The organism is Paenibacillus motobuensis (assembly GCF_039521865.1).
GTDB lineage: Bacteria > Bacillota > Bacilli > Paenibacillales > Paenibacillaceae > Fontibacillus > Fontibacillus motobuensis.
Genome location: NZ_BAAACX010000005.1, coordinates 123483 through 142420, shown reverse-complemented (window position 1 = coordinate 142420; position 18938 = coordinate 123483). Strand labels below are relative to the sequence as shown.

The following is an 18938-nucleotide window of genomic DNA, read 5'->3' as shown; positions in this document are numbered from 1 at the left end:
GACTTGCATGTATTAGGCACGCCGCCAGCGTTCGTCCTGAGCCAGGATCAAACTCTCCAATAAAGTGGTTACTCATTGAAAGAGCGATTAGCTCATTTTGAATCTGACGATTATAATAATCGTTGATAAATTGACGCGTTCCATTTGTTCAGTTTTCAAAGAACTTATCGTCCGTTTCAAACCAGTAAGTTTTTGTCGAACGTTTATATATAATACCAGGTTGTTAATGCTGCGTCAATAACTTTTTTCGTCATCATTTTCTCAGCTTCGACAACCGCCCTTTAAAAGCGGCAAGGAATAATTTATCACGTTAACAATGATAATGCAACACTTTTTTTTAAAATAAGATTAATCATCATAGTATCCCGTGCTCACATCTGTTTATTCAATGGCACTCACCTTCACAAAATAATAAAAGAGACCCCTTAGCTCTCCGTGTAAACATGGACGTGCAATCAAGCACTTTACACGAAGAACAAGGTTGTCTCTTATGATGTTTATTAGCAAGTCATAATGCCGAACTTCATTCCTGATAAGGAACTATTAACAATATTTCTATTCTCCAGATGTACCATCTGTAATACTAACTCCACTATCCCCACCCGCACTATCGGTGCTAGTTCCTTCTTTGCCTTTATTGGCTTCTTTATCCTTCAGGCCTTTGTCGAGGGCAGCTTGTGCCTCGGACTGAATGGTCTTAAGCGCTTCGTCCAAGGTCTTCTTATTATCCTTCACCAAACCAATTTCTCGGGTCAAGATTGAATTATACTCGCCGTAGAAATTATCAGGGAGCTTCTGCATACTGTCATAACTCTTGTTCGCCTTAGGCTTCAAGGCATAGAACGGATCCAGGCTTTGTCCTTCGAAATCCTTCTTAAAGCCCATCCGGGTCATTAGATCACCACCAGATCTTGACTTAACACGGGCATAGTCCTCACCATTAATGAACTTAACGAACTCCCAAGCTGCATCTTTATTAGGAGAAGTCGCACTAATAGCGAAAATCTCACTCAAATTAGCGTTATAAGTTGATGTAGGATCCGAAGGATCGACCGGTCCGGAGACAATGCCAATTTCAAACGGCTTATAATCCTTCAATCTTTCCTTAGCATCCTTCATATTTTGAAGCATATAAGGATAACCTACCGTCATCGCAGCTCGTCCCATCAGGAATGGTTGGCTTTGATAGTACTCTTCCATCGAACCGCCCATAAAGCCATCACCTTCTGGATTGTAGACGGCTCCGGATTTCCCGGCATCAATGGCCAGCTGGAATACTCTTTTCCACGAATCCGTATCTACCGTTACCTTCATCGTATCCGGGTTCACATACATCAGACCTTCTGAGCTCGAGATCATGCTGATCATGTTATCCATCGAGATAGGATAGTTATCGCCATACCCGTATACGCGAGTCTTCTCATCACCCTCTGTTGGGAAGCGGCGGGCCAGGTCGAGAATATCCTGCCAGGACATTCCGTCATGCGGCAAATCCACCCCATATTTATTAAACAGATCTTTGTTGTAGAACACCGCATTTCCATAGAAGGATGGAGCAAGGCCGTATAACTTATTTCCGCCCATCTCCTTTAACATTTCGATTAAACCGGGATAAATCCCCTCAAGGTTGTATTTTTCTTTCTCAATGTAAGGGTCCAGCTCCACAAGCTTGCCATCGCCAACATACTTCTCAAAATTGCTGGTGCCCAGCATCAGCACGTCTGGCTTCTCCTTCTCAACTAACTCATCGAAGGCCTCCTCGTAAGTCTTGCCTTCCGAATTGTTGTACAAGCCTTGAGTAGAGACGACTTCGAACTCGATGTTCTCTCCATTCTTCATGGTGAACAGGTCGCCATATTGTTGGTAGAACCAGCTCTCATCATTATAGAGCACTTTCAAAGTCGATTTGGTATTTTCCGTTTTCTTACCTGGCCCGCTCGTACAACCAGCCACAAGCATACAACTCACAGCGAGCAAGGCTATCTTTTGCCACGTTTTCCCCCGCATCTTTTCCTCCTATGGTTCATGAATTTTTTTAATCCAGACATTGTTAATACGTATTCATTGGATGTAAGGTTACATATTTACTGAAATTACAAAGATTTTCTGCAATCCATAAATTAGAAAAAGGCATCCCTGCTCTCAATGTAATAAAGTGCAACTTACCACTCTACACCGGAAGAGCAAAGGATGCCTTATATCCGTACTTTGAAAAAATGAATTTAACGTTGAATCTCAGCTGCCTTTGCTACTCTCCCGAAGTACTCTCTTCTGTAGCAACGCTCGAGTCCCCACTAGCACTGTTAGTACTGGAGCTCTCTTTGCCTTTATTCGCTTCCTTGTCCTTCAACCCTTTGTCGAGAGCCGCTTGAGCTTCCGCCTGAATCGTCTTCAGGGCTTCATCCAAGGTTTTCTTGTTATTTTTAACTAAATCTATCTCTTTCGTCTTAATCATATTGTAATCACTGTAGAAGTTATCGGGAAGCATATCCCAGCTGCGATAGCTCTTGCTAATTTTCGGTTTCAACGCATAGAATGGATCCAGACTTTGACCTTCGTAATCTTTGTTGAAGCCCATTCTGGACATCATATTGCTGTCGGATCTGGACTTAACACGGGCATAATCCTCACCGTTAACGAACTTAATGAACTCCCAGGCCGCATCTTTATTAGGCGAATCCGCATTGATCGCAAAAATTTCACCCATACTCGTATTATAAGTTGAGGTAGGATCTGCCGGATCAACCGGACCAGAGACGATGCCCAATTCAAACGGCTTATAGTCCTTCAATCTTTCCTTCGCTTCCTTAAGATTGCGAATCATGTAAGGATTACCGACAGTTAGCGCAACTCGCCCCATCAGGAATGGTTGGCTTTGATAATACTCTTCCATCGAACCGCCACTGAAGCCACCATCCCCTTCTGGATTGTAGACAACCCCGGATTTGTCGGCATCGATGGCCAGTTGATACACTCTCTTCCATGAATCTGTGTCTACCGTTACCTTCATCGTGTCCGGATTGACATCCACCAGTCCTTCCGCGCTAGAGATATTACTCACTAGAGTATCCAGCTGAACCGGATAATTATCGCCATACCCGTATACGCGAGTCTTCTCATCACCCTCGGTTGGGAAGCGGCGGGCCAGATCGAGAATATCCTGCCATGACATTCCGTCATGCGGCAAATCTACTCCATACTTGTTGAATAGATCCTTATTGTAGAGCACAGCATTTCCGTAAAAGGACGGGGATAGACCGTATAATTTACTGCCACCAATCTCCTTCAACATATCGATCAAACCAGGATAAATGCCCTCTAGATTATATTTATCCTTCTCGATATACGTGTCCAACTCTACGAGCTTGCCATCGCTAATATACTTCTCTAAATTACTGCTATCTAGCATTAGAACATCTGGCTTCTCTTTTTCAATGAATTCATCAAAGGCTTCCACATAGGACTTGCCTTCCTGATTGTTGTACAGGCCCTGCGTAGAGACAACTTCGAACTCTATGTTCTCACCATTCTTCATAGTGAACAGATCGCCGTATTGTTGATAGAAGTAGCTCTCATCCCAATAAACCACTTTCAAGGTTGACTTTGCCTGTTCTTCTTTCTTGCCAGCTCCACTCGTACAACCTGCAACGAGCATGCAGCTAATAGCAAGCAGTGCAATCTTATACCCTATTTTCCCCCACATAATAGCCTCCTTGATTAACTTTTTTTAATTTACTCACTAGGCTTAACGAATTAACCCGTTAAAAAGTTACGCTATTGGCAGATATCTTCCAAACTAAATACAATCTGCTCAAAATTAGTTGCTAGCGCCGGATTCTACGGAAATAACAGCGTCACCGTCCGTACTCAGATGTTCTTCATTACTATCCGTTGATTCTGGTGTCCCGGCTTTCGATGAGTCCTTTGCTGCTTTGTCCTTGAGAGCTTGATCAAGCGCAACCTGTGCTTCTTCCTCAATCGTCTTAAGCGCCTCATCAACTGATTTCTCCTTACTCTCTACCAATCCAATCTCACGAGAGTAGATGGAATAGTATTGACTATAGAACTCGGCTGGAATCTTGTCCTCAACGGAACTGGCACTATCATCAATTTGAGGTTTTAGTTTGTAAAAAGCATCCAAATTGATACCGCCGTATTCCTTCGTCATTCCCATACGGGACAACAATCCGTCGTTCATCGACCTTGACTTGATCTTGGCGTACTGCTCACCATTAATGAATTTGATCAATTCCCAGGCTGCGTCAGCATTCGGAGAATTCGCCCGAATAGCAAATATGTTGCCTAGGTATACGTCGCGAGAAATCTCCGGATTGGCAGGATCAACCGGGCCCGCGGCAATTCCCACCTGGAACGGTTTATAATCCGGCAATCTATTCTTGATTTCCTTCAACTCACGTAGATAATAGGCGCTATTGATTGTCATTGCCATGCGTCCAGTCAGGAATAACTGACTCTTATAATACTCCTCCATAGTGCCCCCTCGGAAAGAATCCTCCTTCGGATTATAGAAGGCATCCGATGCCAGCGCATCTTGGGCGAGCTTGAATACCTGCTTCCAGGCATCTGTATTGACGGTGACCTTCAAAGTATCTGGATTCACTACCTTCAATCCTTGCGGAGATGCGATGGTGGATGCCATATTATCCAGAGTCATGCCACCATAACTATCTCTACCAAATCCATATACCCTGGCATCCTCGTCCCCATCTGTCGGAAACCGCCTTGCCGTATCTATAATATCCTGCCAGGTCATTCCATCATGAGGCGGTTCAATACCATGTTCAGCGAACAAATCTGCATTATAAAAAATAACATTTCTATGAAAGGTAGGTACCAAGCCATACAGCTTCCCCTCGCCTTTCTCCTTCAAAATATCAATCAATGCGGGATAGATCGATTCAATATTATATTTATCTCGCTCAATAAGTGAGTCAAGCTCCGTCAATTTGCCTTCTGAAGCCATCTTGCTGTATGTACCCATATCCAGCATCAAGACATCGGGTTGCTCCTGATCAATAAAGTCTTGCAATGCCTTCTCATAATCTTCGATTCCACCATCATTGTACATTTTCTGCGTATTTACCAGCTCAATCTCGATGTTCTCATTTTGTATGGAGAATAAATCACCATAAGTCTGATTGAAAGAGTCCTCGCTGTAGTACATCACTTTCACCGTCATTGGTGTTTTTACATCATTCTTACCCGGACCGCTAGTGCAGCCTGCCAATAACAATCCCACCATCGCCAGAAGTACAAACTTTTGAATCCATTTGTTTCTCATCATTACCTCCCTATGATATGAATCCTACGAACATAGCAGCAACACAAAACCCAGTATAGTTATATATTGGGTGTTTGTGTTCCCAAATATTATTACATAGGATACTCGATTAATCTACCATAATCAGGAAGTTTATAGATTTAACATCGTAACTACATGGCGAATATTGCCGATTATTGTTTGCGTAGCGCAGGATCGAGCTGAATAAAAAAATCCCCAGGCAGCTCTCCATAGTACGAAAGTAGCTGCTTGGGGATACATTCGATTTCTTTGTTTAGGAACCAGATCCTCCTTCTAACAGACGGATGAACTCATCTTCATCCTCGATGACCATAATTCCGAGTGCCTGGGCCTTAGCCAGCTTGCTGCCAGCCTTCTCGCCGGCTACGACAATATCGGTCTTCTTCGACACGCTGCCGGTTACTTTCGCGCCAAGCGCCTCCAGACGATCGCCTGCTTCGTCCCGAGTCAGCTTATGCAGTGTACCTGTGAGAACAACGGTCTTGCCATTAAAGAAAGAATCTACCGGCGGAGCTACCTGCTCTTCAGGAGGTGTCGCTTTAACACCAAGCTCCAGCATTTTATCAATGCCAGCCCGGTTGAGCGGATCCGCAAAGTAGGAAACGATGCTCTCGGCAACAATGCCGCCAATATCCGGCAAAGCCGTTAGCTCCTCAACCGTGGCACTCATCACGGCTTGCAGACTGCGGAAATGATCAGCCAGCACCTTAGTGGTTGATTTTCCGGTATTCGGAATCCCTAGCGCAAACAAGAAGGCCGCCAGGTCACGTCCTTTACTCTGCTCGATAGCCTCCAGCAGGTTATTCGCTTTCTTCTCGCCGAACCGCTCTAGCTTGATCAAGTCCTCAAAAGATAATGTATAAAGATCGGCCGGCCCATGAATATGCACCTCTTCATACAACTGCTCGGCAGTCTTCTCGCTAAATGTCTCGATGTCCATCGCATCACGCGAGGCAAAATGCGTAATCCGACTTACAATTTGCGGTTTGCAATCCAGCCGATTGTTACAGAACAGATGAGCGCCGCGCTGCTCCAAGGTAGAGCCGCAGGCGGGACATTCAGTAGGGAATAGAATCTCCCCGCCATCCTGTTCATCCGTTACTTTCCCGAGGATTTCCGGGATCACGTCATTGGAACGGCGGATAAACACCCGGGTACCCAGCGCGTATTTCAAGTTCTTGCGCTCAATATCGCCGACATTGTTCAATGTACAGTTCTGAACAGTAACCCCGGCTAACTCCACCGGTTCCACCTTGGCGATTGGAGTCACCTTACCGGTTCGGCCAACATTCCAGCTGACCGATTCAAGAATCGTGGTCGTCTCCTCCGCCTCAAACTTGAAGGCCACGGCCCAGCGTGGAAATTTATCTGTATATCCGAGCACTTCTCGTGTACGCATATCGGTAATCTTGATAACCGCTCCGTCTATAAGATAATCCAGCGTCGGCCGCTGCTCTACGATTTGATGCAGCTCCTCCATAACCTGAGCAAAATCCGTATGGTAGGTGACGTAAGGATTCACCTTGAAACGATTTTCCTTAAGAAAAGCCATCATTTCACGATGATCCGCAAATCGAATATTGTCCGAATACCCGACATTATAGAAGAACGCGCTTAATTTGCGCTCAGCGGTCGTCTTCGGATTCAGGTTGCGTAGGGCGCCTGCTGCTGCATTACGGGCATTCTTTAGCGGCTCAGCAGCTGTCTCATTGTATTTGTTCAGTACAGACAGGTTCATAATCCCTTCGCCCTGTACTTCGATCGTCCCTTCACGATACGGAATCGTCAGCGGCACCGACTTGATTGTCTTCACCTGCGCCAAGATGCCTTCACCGACGACGCCGTTGCCCCGCGTAGACGCCTGTACCAGCTTACCGTCACTATAGGTCAGATTAAGGGTCAGTCCATCGAACTTCAGCTCAACGACATAGGTCGGGTCCGGGAGCGGATTATTCGGGTTCTTCGTGTTGTAGTCAGCGATTAACCGTAGCGCCCGAGCATTCCAGTTCAGAAGCTGTTCTTCGTTCTGCGCCTTATCCAAGCTCCATAGCGACGCCAGATGACGATGCGGCTTGAAGCCCTCGAGCAATTCACCGCCGACGCGAAGCGTCGGGGAATCCAGCAAGGTTACTCCCGTCTCCACCTCAAGTGCAGTCAACTCATCATAGAGTACGTCGTACTCTTTGTCACTGATCAACGGTTCATCCAACGTGTAGTAATGATAACTATAGTGATTCAATTGCTCCACGAGCTGTTCCATTCTTTGCCTAGCGTCCATGCAGGGACAACCCTCCTTATATATAAAAAAAAATTAAGATTAAACTTCGTTCAGATAACAGTGGTTATCATGCTTATTCTAGCGGCTTTAGTCCGACTTATGAATAGTTCACAAGTAATATTACACCCAACATACCGGATAACGGCATAACGGAGTCCTCTTCACAAGAACATTTATGAGAAATGTCTTTATAACGCGGACACTACTCTTGAGAAAAGATATGTTTGCTCATAGCACACAAACTATACATATAGTACTTAATAGCAGATTGTTATCTATATATTGATTAAAAATCTGATTCGTAAATATATCCCTAGTGTCCACTTTTAGGTGGACACTTTGTGCATTTGTGTGCGGTACAGAGACACCAGATTCCGCGCGATTCACGCAGTACATAAAAAAATGAGTATTCCATTTGACCGTTACACCATGTATATAAAGATATACATCATTTATATATCAATTCAGTTTCTTAATATATACATTTCAAATCAATCTCTTATATAGCATTCTACACAAAACCGCTATTCCCCATACTAGATCAATCGAGACCATTCGCCGCCTGGGTTCATGATCTCGATTGAAAGGGAATATATGATTCTATTGCATATATTAATATGAAATGATGCCTGTGTGGAACGTATATGCTATGCAGTGCCTCACTACATTGTAGGGACTACTGGCGCGGGCAAGGCTTGGGGCGCGGCGTCCATCGCGTGGCGCCTGGCGAGCTTGCTTACTCGATCACCTTGGTGATTGGAGCGAAGCTGGCGAGCAGGCGCTTCACGCCGACCGGCGCCGGAAAGGCGATCTGCAGCTCCGTGTCATTACCGGAGCCCTTGATCGACACGACGGTGCCGATGCCCCATTTGCCGTGCGACACCTTGTCGCCGGCACTGTAGCCGCCGGGGGCTGCGCCAGCCGCCCCCGCGGCAGCGCCTGCCGCACCGGCTCCGCCCGGTGCAGGGCGCGTTCCGCCAGCGGCCCCTGGCACGCTGACGGTCACTCCGCTGCGGCCGCTAGGCGCCGCAGCGCTTCTGCCTTCGGCCCCACGGTGGCCGAAGTTGCTGCCGCCGCTGCCGCTAGTGCCGCGGCCGCTGTAGGCGCCCCCGATACCTGCCCCACGGCGGTATCGGTCGCGGGCGACGACGGTGTCTTCCTTCAGTTCCTCCGGAATCTCGTCGAGGAAGCGTGACGGCGGATTTGAAGTCGTCCGCCCGTACAGAGTACGCATCTGCGCGCAGGAGAGGAACAGCTTCTGCTCGGCCCGAGTAATGCCTACATAGGCAAGACGGCGTTCCTCCTCCAGTTCCATATCGTCCTGGAACGCTCGGCTATGCGGGAATACTCCTTCCTCCATCCCGACGATAAATACAACCGGGAACTCCAGACCCTTGGCACTATGCATTGTCATCAGCACGACCGCATCGTCCAATGCACGTTCCTCATCGCTATCATTCATCGAATCGATATCCGCGATCAACGCCAAATCCGTCAAGAACGCCACCAGCGTCTTATCCTCGCTGTTCTTCTCAAATTCCATCGTTACGGACAGGAATTCATCGATATTTTCCAGACGCGAGCGCGATTCGATCGTATTCTCCGTCTGCAGCTCCACGCGGTATTCAGTGAGCTCAAGCATCTTCTCCGTCAATTCCGTAACAGACAGATATTCCAGCATCCGATGCAGGCCGTCAATCATATCAAAAAACTCAACCAACGCATTCCGCGTCCGTCCAGCAAAGCCCAGATCATCCACGGTCTCGAGCACCCGGTAAATTGATGTGCCCCGCTCAGCAGCAGCCGCTGCCAGCTTGGCGACCGTCGTATCGCCGATGCCCCGCTTCGGTACATTGATTATCCTTGTCAAGCTAATATCATCGTCCGGATTGGACAAGAGGCGCAAGTAAGCGAGCATATCTTTAATCTCTTTACGATCATAGAACTTGATGCCACCTACGATCTGGTACGGGATGTCTGACTTGATCAACACTTCCTCTATGACCCGGGACTGAGCGTTCGTACGGTACAGAATAGCATGATCGTGGTACGATTTGCCTGCTTTAATATTGTTCTGAATTTCCGAGGTAACAAAATAACCTTCATCATGCTCGGAATCGGCGCGATACACCTTGATCTTGTCGCCTTCGCCCTTATCCGTCCACAGCTTCTTCGGCTTGCGTCCCGCATTGTTGGCAATGACGCCGTTGGCCGCATTCAGAATATTCGAAGTCGAGCGGTAATTCTGCTCCAGCAGAATCGTCTTCGCTTCCGGATAATCCTGTTCGAAGTTAAGGATGTTGCTGATGTCAGCCCCGCGCCAGCGGTAAATCGACTGATCGCTATCGCCGACGACGCAAATGCGGTGGTGATTGTCCGCTAGCATCCGACACAGCATGTACTGCGCCCGGTTCGTATCCTGATACTCATCGACATGAATATATTTGAACTTGTTCTGATAGAAATCGAGCACCTCAGGCGCTTCCTTGAACAGTTGAATCGTCTTCATGATCAGATCGTCGAAATCTAGCGAATTGTTGCTGCGCAATCTTTTTTGATACATCGCATAGACCTTGGCAACAATCCCTTCAAAATAATCACCGATCTTCTGTTCATACTGCTGCGGTGTAACCAGCTCATTTTTCGCCGCGCTGATCATGGACAGAACGGCCTTTGGCTCGAATTTCTTCGTATCGAGATTCTGCTCCTTCATACAGTTGCGAATGACCGAGAGCTGGTCGGTCGAGTCCAGGATCGAAAAATTCGAAGTAAAGCCAATCCGTTCAATGTCTCGCCGTAAAATACGCACGCACATGGAGTGGAAGGTCGAAACCCAGATATCGCGCCCATCCGTTCCTCCAACTAACCGGGATACACGCTCCTGCATTTCGCGGGCAGCCTTGTTGGTGAACGTAATCGCCAGAATGGACCAAGGTGCGGCCTTGCGTGTCGCTATCAAATAAGCGATGCGGTGCGTCAGCACGCGCGTCTTGCCACTGCCTGCACCAGCCATAATGAGCAGCGGTCCCTCTGTCGTCTCCACAGCTCTGCGCTGCTCGGGATTCAGGCGGGCTACCGCCTCTTGTATGTTAACAGGTTGCATAGATAAATCATGCTCCTTTCTAATAGCTATAACGTAAAGTTCCAGCTCCCCATCCGGTTGAACTAATAATTGTACGGATGAAGGCGGCCGAGGTCCTTGAAGATGCTTGTAGAATAGATGGGGATCGTATAGTTGTAAATTGTACACTTATTTTCCGGAGGTTAACGAATGCTCCCCTTGCAAGTGTATTTTGTACAGTTAAAATTCCTCGTTTCCAAGGAATCCCGAAATAACGGTATTTTAAGTGTAGATTTTGCAATTAAAAAGAGGCCCGAGCTGATCTGAGCAATTTTAGTTGTACTTTTTGCAATTAGGTTAGGAGATCATCGAGTCCTCCTGTAATGGATCATTTGTCAGGGCCAAGTGCAGACGAATAAGTGCTTATATGCAACTATCGAAGGCCTTGATGCCCGGAACAGGCAATATAAGTGCGATTATACAACTATTCGGAGCCATTCTCCTTCGTTCACTTCCAAAACAAGTAAATAATTGCATCATCGCAGTTATTTTGAAATTTCAAGCTGATTATTCGAGAATAAGTGTATTTGTGCAATTACTTATAAAATAAAGCACGGAAACGCATCCTCTTGCCTAATCACTGTCCTTCTTTAGATCTAGATACTACTATTCTTAATAACGGCCACGGTCTCCAGAGCCTTGTCCAAATTGCTGTAGATAATGTTACCCACTACAACTGTGTCACAGGCGGATGCGGCCAGACGTGCCATCTCTCCATCCACAATCCCCCCACCGTAGAAAAGACGGGAATGCTCTAACCTGCGACCCACTGCCGAGACCAGCTCCATATCACCAAAGGTTCCACTATACTCCACATAAACAATCGGAAGTTGGAACATCCTATCGGCGATTTGTGCATATGCAGCCGCTTCAGAATCGGTCAATGAGGTGTTGGCTTCTGTTCGCCTCGCTACCGTCGAATCGGGATTCAGAACGATATATCCTTCCGGAACAAGCATGTCCCAAGGTATCATCTCACCATATATATCCGCAGCCTTCGCCTGGTTCCCGATCAGCCACTGCGGATCACTGCTATTGAGCACCATCGGAATCAGAAAAAGATCGAAGCCCGGCACTATCGCCTCCAGCGCGGATACCTCAAGCACACACGGAATTTGAAACTTACGGATCCGCGACAGCAAGCTGTCGGTATTGTCATAGGTCACACCACTGGAGCCACCCACCATGATAGCATCCGTCCCGGAACTACAGACCGCTTCCAATGTCCGATCATCGATAGGCCGATCCGGATCCAATTTGAACACATGTTGCCATGCTTGTACAATTTGCTTCAACACTGATTCCTCCAGTTTAATTGTTCGAAGGTTGTTCAAAAAGTCCACTTTTGATCACGAAGTAGATCAGGAAGCTATTCGGCATCGAATCTTGAATTCACCCGGGCCTAAGCGGATGCTTACGAAGTCATGTTTCCTCCGGAAACATCTCAGGTGCTCACGTACAAACTACGTACGCTGCGCTCCTCAGGCCCTAGCTTCATCCAACCTTCTCGGTGCTGAAAACCGGACTTTTTGAACTCTCACTAGTAGGTCCTTATTCCATAAAAAAAGGGGCCTATCTCCGCCCCGGCTGTCGTATAGTGTGTGTTCAGCCTCTTACCGTCTTCATGCCAAATAGCCTGGTCTAAATTCAGGGTGGAAACCCGGCTATTTCCTTGGAAGAATGCGGGTTCATTATGCCTTGTTCTTCTCGCACTTCTTAGTCTAGTTTACCATAGAAAAGCTGTCAACGTTCGCATAAAAGGCGAACAAAAAAAGATGCCCTTCCTCCAATTGGAAAGGCATCTTGTCTTATAACCCTAAGTAATTACGCAACCATGAACGATCAGCGTCAGCCTCGGCCAGAAAGTCCGTGTAGAAGCCATATACGCCCATATTCTTAAACTTCTGCATCTTCTCCACATCATTAATGGTATGGACATAAGAAGGTATTCCCAGCTTATTCAGCTTCGAGACCAGATTCTTGTTCGCCCGGGCCTCTGACATCGTAATCGCCGCTAGTCCCTTCTCTTTGGCAAACTGCAGCACTTCATCATCGGATTCATGGGTCTGATACAAGGTGAAAATCACCGATTCAAACGGATAAATCGCTTCGATCTGATCCCACATGGGGTGATTATAGATCTGCGGTACAATTCTCGTCAGAATCTCCGGGTCACGCTGCGTGGCGCCATCTACGATTTTGGAGAAAATTTGCTCGATCTCTTCCGGCTTAATCTGCTTCGTATCCGTTACCAGGTACATATCGGGATAGTCAACCATCAGATCGAGAACATCATCCCAAGTCATTGGCTCATACCGGCCCATAATCTTCGCGTCCTTGAACTCTTGAGTGGAGAATATAGCTCCATAACGCTCCGGCTTTAGTCCATCCTCTTGCCCCATCATTTTGGTGAAGCTCTCTCCCCATTCATGACGGGCGATCAGATCATCATCTGCACTAAGCAGGAAATCGGCCTCAAATACGCGCAGCCCTTTCTCATAATTGGCGATAAAAGCTTCATAACTGTTCGTATACGTCTGCCCGCCGATCCCGCCCATAGCATGAGCGATCATACGGTGAGTCTTGAAGCCTTCTTGCTGCTCCGACGAGCTGTTGGACTTGTTAAAGAAGAAGATTAAGGAAATAAATATTGCAACAAGTATAATGATTAATAATGTGAAGTATAGCCATTTTCTTTTCATTAATATTTTCCATCCTAATTTTGTTCTGCGAGTCTATCTATTATTTTAACTTAATAAGGTTAAGAATCCAATTATATTCATTTCAATAGGCGTTTTTATTTACAAATCCTTGGAGAACAGTCTTGAAAATAATTTTGATATCGAGCAAGATCGACCAATTTTCTATGTAGAAAATGTCATGCTCAATCCGATCCTCAATCGACGTGTCCCCGCGCAGGCCATTAGCTTGAGCGTACCCAGTAATACCGGGACGAACATGATGCTTCACCATGTATTTCGGAACCTCTTCACGGAACTGCTCCACATAGTAAGGTCGCTCAGGCCTTGGTCCAACGACGCTCATCTGGCCAGCTAGTACATTAAAAAACTGTGGAAGTTCGTCCAGACTCGTCTTACGTAGTAATGCACCGAACTTCGTCCGTCTTGGGTCATTTTCCGTCGTCCAGCCCGTATCCGTTACCCCCTCCGGCAAAACCTTCATTGAACGGAATTTGTACATGGAGAATTTACGACGGTTCAGTCCCACCCGCTCCTGCTTGAAAATAATGGGCCCCTTGGAGGTTAATTTAATGCCTATAGCGACTAGCAGCATAATCGGCGATGTAATAATGATGGCGAATAAGGAAAATACGATATCGAACATCCGCTTCACTAGACGATTTCCGGTCAGATCAAGCGGAATGTCGCGCACATTAATCATCGGCATGCCGGCAAAGTTATCGAAATAAGGCCGTGCTGGCAAGAAATCAAAGAAGTCAGGAATGATCAGCGCTCTGACCCCGGCCTTCTCGCAAATCGATATAATCTTGGCATATTTGGGATGCGCATATAGCGGCAATGCCAGAACAACTTCATCGATCATTTTTTTTCGTAAAATCTTCTCCAGTTCGTCCACCGCACCCAGGACTGGTTTGTATCGTTTAAGTTCATCAGGCGTAAAGGTACGATGGTCATCCAGGAATCCGATCACTTCATACCCGAGCTCCGGATACTGCCTTAGATTCTCGTAAAACTTGCAGCCTAGTGAACCTGCCCCGATAATGAGCACAAACTGCTTATTGAAGCCTTTTTTGCGAAAATGCTTAAGGGATTGCTTGAGGAAATAGCGGTAAAGCATAATCAGCAACAGATCAAAGCTTATATAGAGGGCTAAGTAATCCCGCGAAATATCGACCTGCTTCACAAAGAACATAATACTGAGCAGGACGAACAGACTCGTCATATGGACCTGAATCAATTTGAGAACTTCGTCGGAGAAGCGTTTTTTACGCTTAGGTGTATAAAGCGATACTAGAACACCAGTCACGATCGCAATTGCACCATAGACAAGACTCCAAAAAGCGTAGATTTCAACCGGCAGTGCTCCATCAAAATCCATCCACCCGCTCTTGAACTTTAGCCACCAGGCAAGTAAGAAGGATACCTGGATGCATAAGAAATCGACTAAGCTATATAGCTGTGCTAAGAAGCGCTGGTTCTTGCGAATCATGACCTCACCTCCAGTTTAGAATCGTTAGCAGACGGACGGCTGCCTGTCCCCTGACCTGTATCCTTGCCCCGACCTCGGGGAATAAGTTTATTTTTTATGAATGATAAAGTAAATTTCACAGCAATCCCACAAAAAACGGCCGTGTTCGTAAGCCAGGAGTAATGCTGCACATAATGCTTGCGGTGAAAGATCCACATCGAATGGTGAAACTCATATATAATCTTGAACGGCTTGCGCCGGCTGCTCGCTCCCTTATAGTGAACAATGTATGTGACTGGATGGTACCAAATGTCCCAACCTGCTTGCTTGATTCGGTAGCACCAGTCCACATCTTCTCCATACATGAAGAATGTCTCGTCCAGACCTCCTACCTGCTGCAGCGTCTCCCGCCGTACAAGCATAAAAGCCCCCACCAGACAATCGATGGCATAGCTCTCATTCGGATCGAGATAACCGAGTTGATACTGATTAAATCTCGGCCGATCCGGGAACAGCTTCGAAAAACCGAAAGCATAGTAAAAAGAAGCCGATGGCGTCGGAAATCCCCGCCGGCAGGCTTTATCTAAGGAACCGTCCGGAAGGATCACTTTGCAGCCTGAGGCTCCGACCTTCGGGTTCTCTTCCATAAAGGCCACCATCGTCTGCAACGTATCCGGCTGCACAATGGTATCAGAATTCAACAATAATATGTAACGGCCAGCGGCAGCTTCCATCGCTTGATTGTTAGCCTTAGCAAAGCCCGTATTCTCTTCATTCGCAATCATCCGCACCTGCGGATACTGCTCCATAATCTTCTCTACCGAGTCATCCGCCGAGGCATTATCCACCACAATCACCTCATACGAATAACCCGTCTCGGAATCATACACCGATCGCAGACAATCCAACGTCAACTGACGAGTGTTATAATTCACGATCAACACACTTAAATCCATGTACTACGCGCCCCTGACAAATATAGTAATCTATCGACTATCGTCAACATTATAGCATAATGTGGGGGAGGGAACCTGAAAGGAAAGGATTTCTTAAGGTTTGTAGCGGTCTATTGGGGAAAGTATAGAATTGTTTTCCTTTTATTTCTTCAGTTTCCCCTTAATTTCGTTTCTCTTCTCTTTTAAGCGCGGTAATTCCTTAATAAATTCTCTCCACGCGCCCAGCACTTTAGGTTCGCGTAACAGAAAGTAGCCATTAGAAGCTATTTCATATACTAGAAATTTGGGTAGTTTTTTTAGCCATGATAACCCTGATAGATTTTTATATATCATTTTATAGCGATTAATATAAGATTTTCTTCGAATAAATAGTGGCTGCGAACTTCTACCACCCTTTTTCCAGCCGCGTTTATGGTAGCCTACTGCTTCAGCACAATAATAGGATTCCCATCCTAATAGTTGGGCTCGCCAGGCAACATCCACATCTTCTTTATAAGCGAAAAAGTCCTCATCGAAAAATTGTCCTTGAACCGAAATATTCTCAATCATCGTACGCTTATACATTGCAGCAGCACCTGAAGGACCGAATATTGAACCTGATTGCTTCCAGTCCTTTGCTAACTCCCCTGCCCCTCGATCAAAAGCACGCCAGATGCTATTTATTACTAACCCTGTACTATCCACCGTGTCAGCCTCAGACTGACGCAATAGAAGCCCTGTTGCACTACCCACTCGAGGATGCTCTTCCATATAGGAGATAATCCTTTCAATATAATCAGGCTGGAGGCGAACATCTGGATTCAACACTAGGGCATAGTCGCTACTAGATAAAGAGAGTGCTTGGTTATGCGCAGGTGCAAAACCTGTATTCACAGCGTTTTCCACTAACTCAATAGACGCCTTCTCCTTCTTAATAAAGGACCTTACTTGCTCTACCGTATCATCGGCAGAAGCATTATCAATCACAATAATTTGTCCAGGTTTATAGGTTTGGGCCAATACGCAATTCAAACAATCTACTATATCAGCCGAGCTATTATATGTAACGATCTGTACACTTACGGTTGGCATTGGGAAAATCCCCTTCTGATAGTATTCCAAAAATAAAAGAACACCATTTAATAATAGTGCTCTTAATCGACTAATTACATTATAACAAAGCCTATATATTCATTCTATGCAAAGATAGATCATCAATCTGAACTGTTAACGAGGTATTCTTCTAAAAATCCCTTAAGTCCTTCCCGCCAATGCCGTAAATCCCGGAACCCATTAGTCCGTATGCTAAGATGCTCCATCACTGAATTGGCAGGGCGAGGTGCAGGACGCGGGAACTCCTCTGTTGTGCACGGATTGACCTGAACATTATAAGATCCGCCCTGAGAATTAGCCTCCTCAAAGATCGCCTTCGCAAATTCATACCACGTACATTCTCCAGAATTAGATGCATGATAAACTCCGTATTTCTCTGTTTGTACTAGATCAACCAAAAAGCCCGCTAAATCTACCGTATAGGTTGGAGAGCCCTTCTGATCATTCACCACATTAAGTATGGATTTATCTTGCCCCAGCCGTAGCATTGTTTTCACAAAATTGTTGCCATGAAGTCCATAAACCCATGAGGTCCGTACAATAAAGTAAGCTGAAGACAGGCTCTGGACAAGCAGTTCTCCAGCACGTTTAGATTTTCCATAGATACTCTGAGGGTTAGTGTTATCAAATTCATGATAGCCGTTGGTAGACTGTCCATCAAAGACATAATCCGTACTAATATAGCAAAACTTCGCGCCAACTTTCTCAGCAGCGACTACTAGATTTCTCGTCCCTACAGCATTCACTTGATAAGCCTGATCTACATCCGATTCCGCTTGATCCACAGCCGTATAGGCTGCACAATGGATAATTACATCGGGTCTAAACTCTTCAACTCGTCTCAGACAAGCATCAGAATCCGTAATATCCAAAGACTTACGGTCGCAAGGAAGCACTGCAAAAGATTGCTGCTCAAACAGCGTTACTACATCCCGTCCTAACTGCCCTGCTGCTCCAGTGACCAGAACCTTCATGCCCGATCCCCTAGCCTTGACCCGTACTGCTTGGCATAGTACTCCTGATACGCTCCAGACTGGATGCGCGTCCACCATTCTTTATTGTCCAGATACCACTTAATGGTCTCATGAATTCCTGTCTCAAAGGAATGCTCCGGCTTCCAACCAAGTTCAGTCATCGTCTTCGTAGGATCAATACCGTACCTACGGTCATGTCCAGGACGGTCCTGTACATAGTTAATCAACGACTCCGATTTCCCAAGCTCCTCCAGAATGGTTTGGACGATATAAAGATTAGTCCGTTCATTATTACCGCCAATGTTATATACTTCTCCTACTCGACCTTGGTGAATAACAAGATCAATCGCACTGCAATGATCTTCGACGTATAACCAGTCCCGAATATTAAGACCATCACCGTAAATCGGGAGCGGCTCATCCGCCAACGCTTTAGAAATCATCAGCGGAATCAGCTTTTCTGGAAATTGATAAGGTCCATAGTTATTGGAGCAACGTGTAATATTCACAGGCAACCCAAAGGTCTCGTGATAAGCGCGAACTAACAAGTCACCCCCTGCTTTACTGGCAGAATAAGGGCTATTAGGGGCAAGCGGAGTCGTCTCGCTAAATAATCCCGTCTCTCCCAAAGTACCGTATACTTCATCTGTCGAAACCTGTACGAACTTGCTAATACCATGTTTTTTTGCTGCATCCAGCAATACCTGTGTACCTAGAACATTCGTCTTCACGAATACATCCGGTTCCATAATACTACGGTCAACATGAGACTCTGCTGCAAAATTGACAACAACATCAATGCCTTGACCCATCAACTCATCCATCTTCGCTGTATCACGAATATCTGCTTTTACGAAAACATGGTTGGGATTGTTCTCTATTGATTTCAGATTCTCTAGATTACCCGCATAGGTCAGTGCATCTACGTTCACGATTTGGTAATCATGATACTTCTTCAGCATATATAAAACAAAGTTGCTGCCGATAAATCCGGCCCCGCCGGTCACGAGCAGTTTCATTGGTG

Annotated in this window: 12 protein-coding genes and 1 rRNA gene; all 13 read right to left on the bottom strand. The window is 46.1% G+C overall.

All coding sequences use genetic code 11. The features are described from left to right. Positions 1–63: ribosomal RNA gene (locus ABD014_RS03810) — 16S ribosomal RNA — on the bottom strand; the annotation flags it as partial. Positions 64–555: 492 nt separating this feature from the next. Then, positions 556–2007: an extracellular solute-binding protein gene (locus ABD014_RS03805; RefSeq protein WP_343857663.1), complete on the bottom strand. Its 1452-nt coding sequence runs from the start codon at positions 2005–2007 to the stop codon at positions 556–558. 241 nt (positions 2008–2248) lie between these two features. Then, entirely contained in the window at positions 2249–3703 is a 1455-nt protein-coding gene (locus ABD014_RS03800; protein WP_343857661.1) for an ABC transporter substrate-binding protein, read from the bottom strand. A 114-nt stretch (positions 3704–3817) separates the two neighbouring features. Beyond that, the gene (locus ABD014_RS03795) at positions 3818–5305 is read right to left on the bottom strand and encodes an ABC transporter substrate-binding protein (protein ID WP_343857659.1); all 1488 of its coding nucleotides are present in this window, start codon (positions 5303–5305) and stop codon (positions 3818–3820) included. A 271-nt stretch (positions 5306–5576) separates the two neighbouring features. Next, positions 5577–7601 carry an NAD-dependent DNA ligase LigA gene (gene ligA, locus ABD014_RS03790; RefSeq protein ID WP_343857657.1) on the bottom strand — a complete coding sequence of 675 codons (2025 nt, stop codon included), beginning with the start codon at positions 7599–7601 and terminating at the stop codon, positions 5577–5579. A gap of 736 nt (positions 7602–8337) precedes the next feature. Continuing rightward, a complete protein-coding gene (pcrA, locus tag ABD014_RS03785) occupies positions 8338–10704 on the bottom strand; it encodes a DNA helicase PcrA (RefSeq protein ID WP_343857655.1) in 2367 nt (788 codons plus the stop codon). Between the two features lie 614 nt (positions 10705–11318). Beyond that, on the bottom strand, positions 11319–12017 hold the full coding sequence (gene pcrB, locus ABD014_RS03780) for a heptaprenylglyceryl phosphate synthase (protein ID WP_343857653.1): 699 nt from the start codon (positions 12015–12017) through the stop codon (positions 11319–11321). Between the two features lie 513 nt (positions 12018–12530). After that, complete coding sequence (locus ABD014_RS03775) at positions 12531–13424, bottom strand: phosphatidylinositol-specific phospholipase C/glycerophosphodiester phosphodiesterase family protein (RefSeq protein ID WP_343857650.1); 894 nt, start codon at positions 13422–13424, stop codon at positions 12531–12533. Between the two features lie 82 nt (positions 13425–13506). Further along, positions 13507–14913, bottom strand: coding sequence for an undecaprenyl-phosphate glucose phosphotransferase (locus ABD014_RS03770; protein ID WP_343857648.1), 1407 nt, complete (start codon positions 14911–14913; stop codon positions 13507–13509). Further along, positions 14910–15848, bottom strand: a complete 939-nt coding sequence (locus ABD014_RS03765; protein ID WP_343857646.1) for a glycosyltransferase family 2 protein — start codon at positions 15846–15848, stop codon at positions 14910–14912. Before ABD014_RS03765 ends, ABD014_RS03770 begins: the two co-directional genes overlap by 4 nt. Before the next feature lie 141 nt (positions 15849–15989). Beyond that, on the bottom strand, positions 15990–16919 hold the full coding sequence (locus tag ABD014_RS03760; protein ID WP_343857642.1) for a glycosyltransferase family 2 protein: 930 nt from the start codon (positions 16917–16919) through the stop codon (positions 15990–15992). Between the two features lie 122 nt (positions 16920–17041). Further along, complete coding sequence (gene rfbD, locus ABD014_RS03755; protein ID WP_343857638.1) at positions 17042–17914, bottom strand: dTDP-4-dehydrorhamnose reductase; 873 nt, start codon at positions 17912–17914, stop codon at positions 17042–17044. Beyond that, complete coding sequence (gene rfbB, locus ABD014_RS03750; RefSeq protein ID WP_343857635.1) at positions 17911–18933, bottom strand: dTDP-glucose 4,6-dehydratase; 1023 nt, start codon at positions 18931–18933, stop codon at positions 17911–17913. Before rfbB ends, rfbD begins: the two co-directional genes overlap by 4 nt. Positions 18934–18938 lie beyond the last annotated feature (5 nt).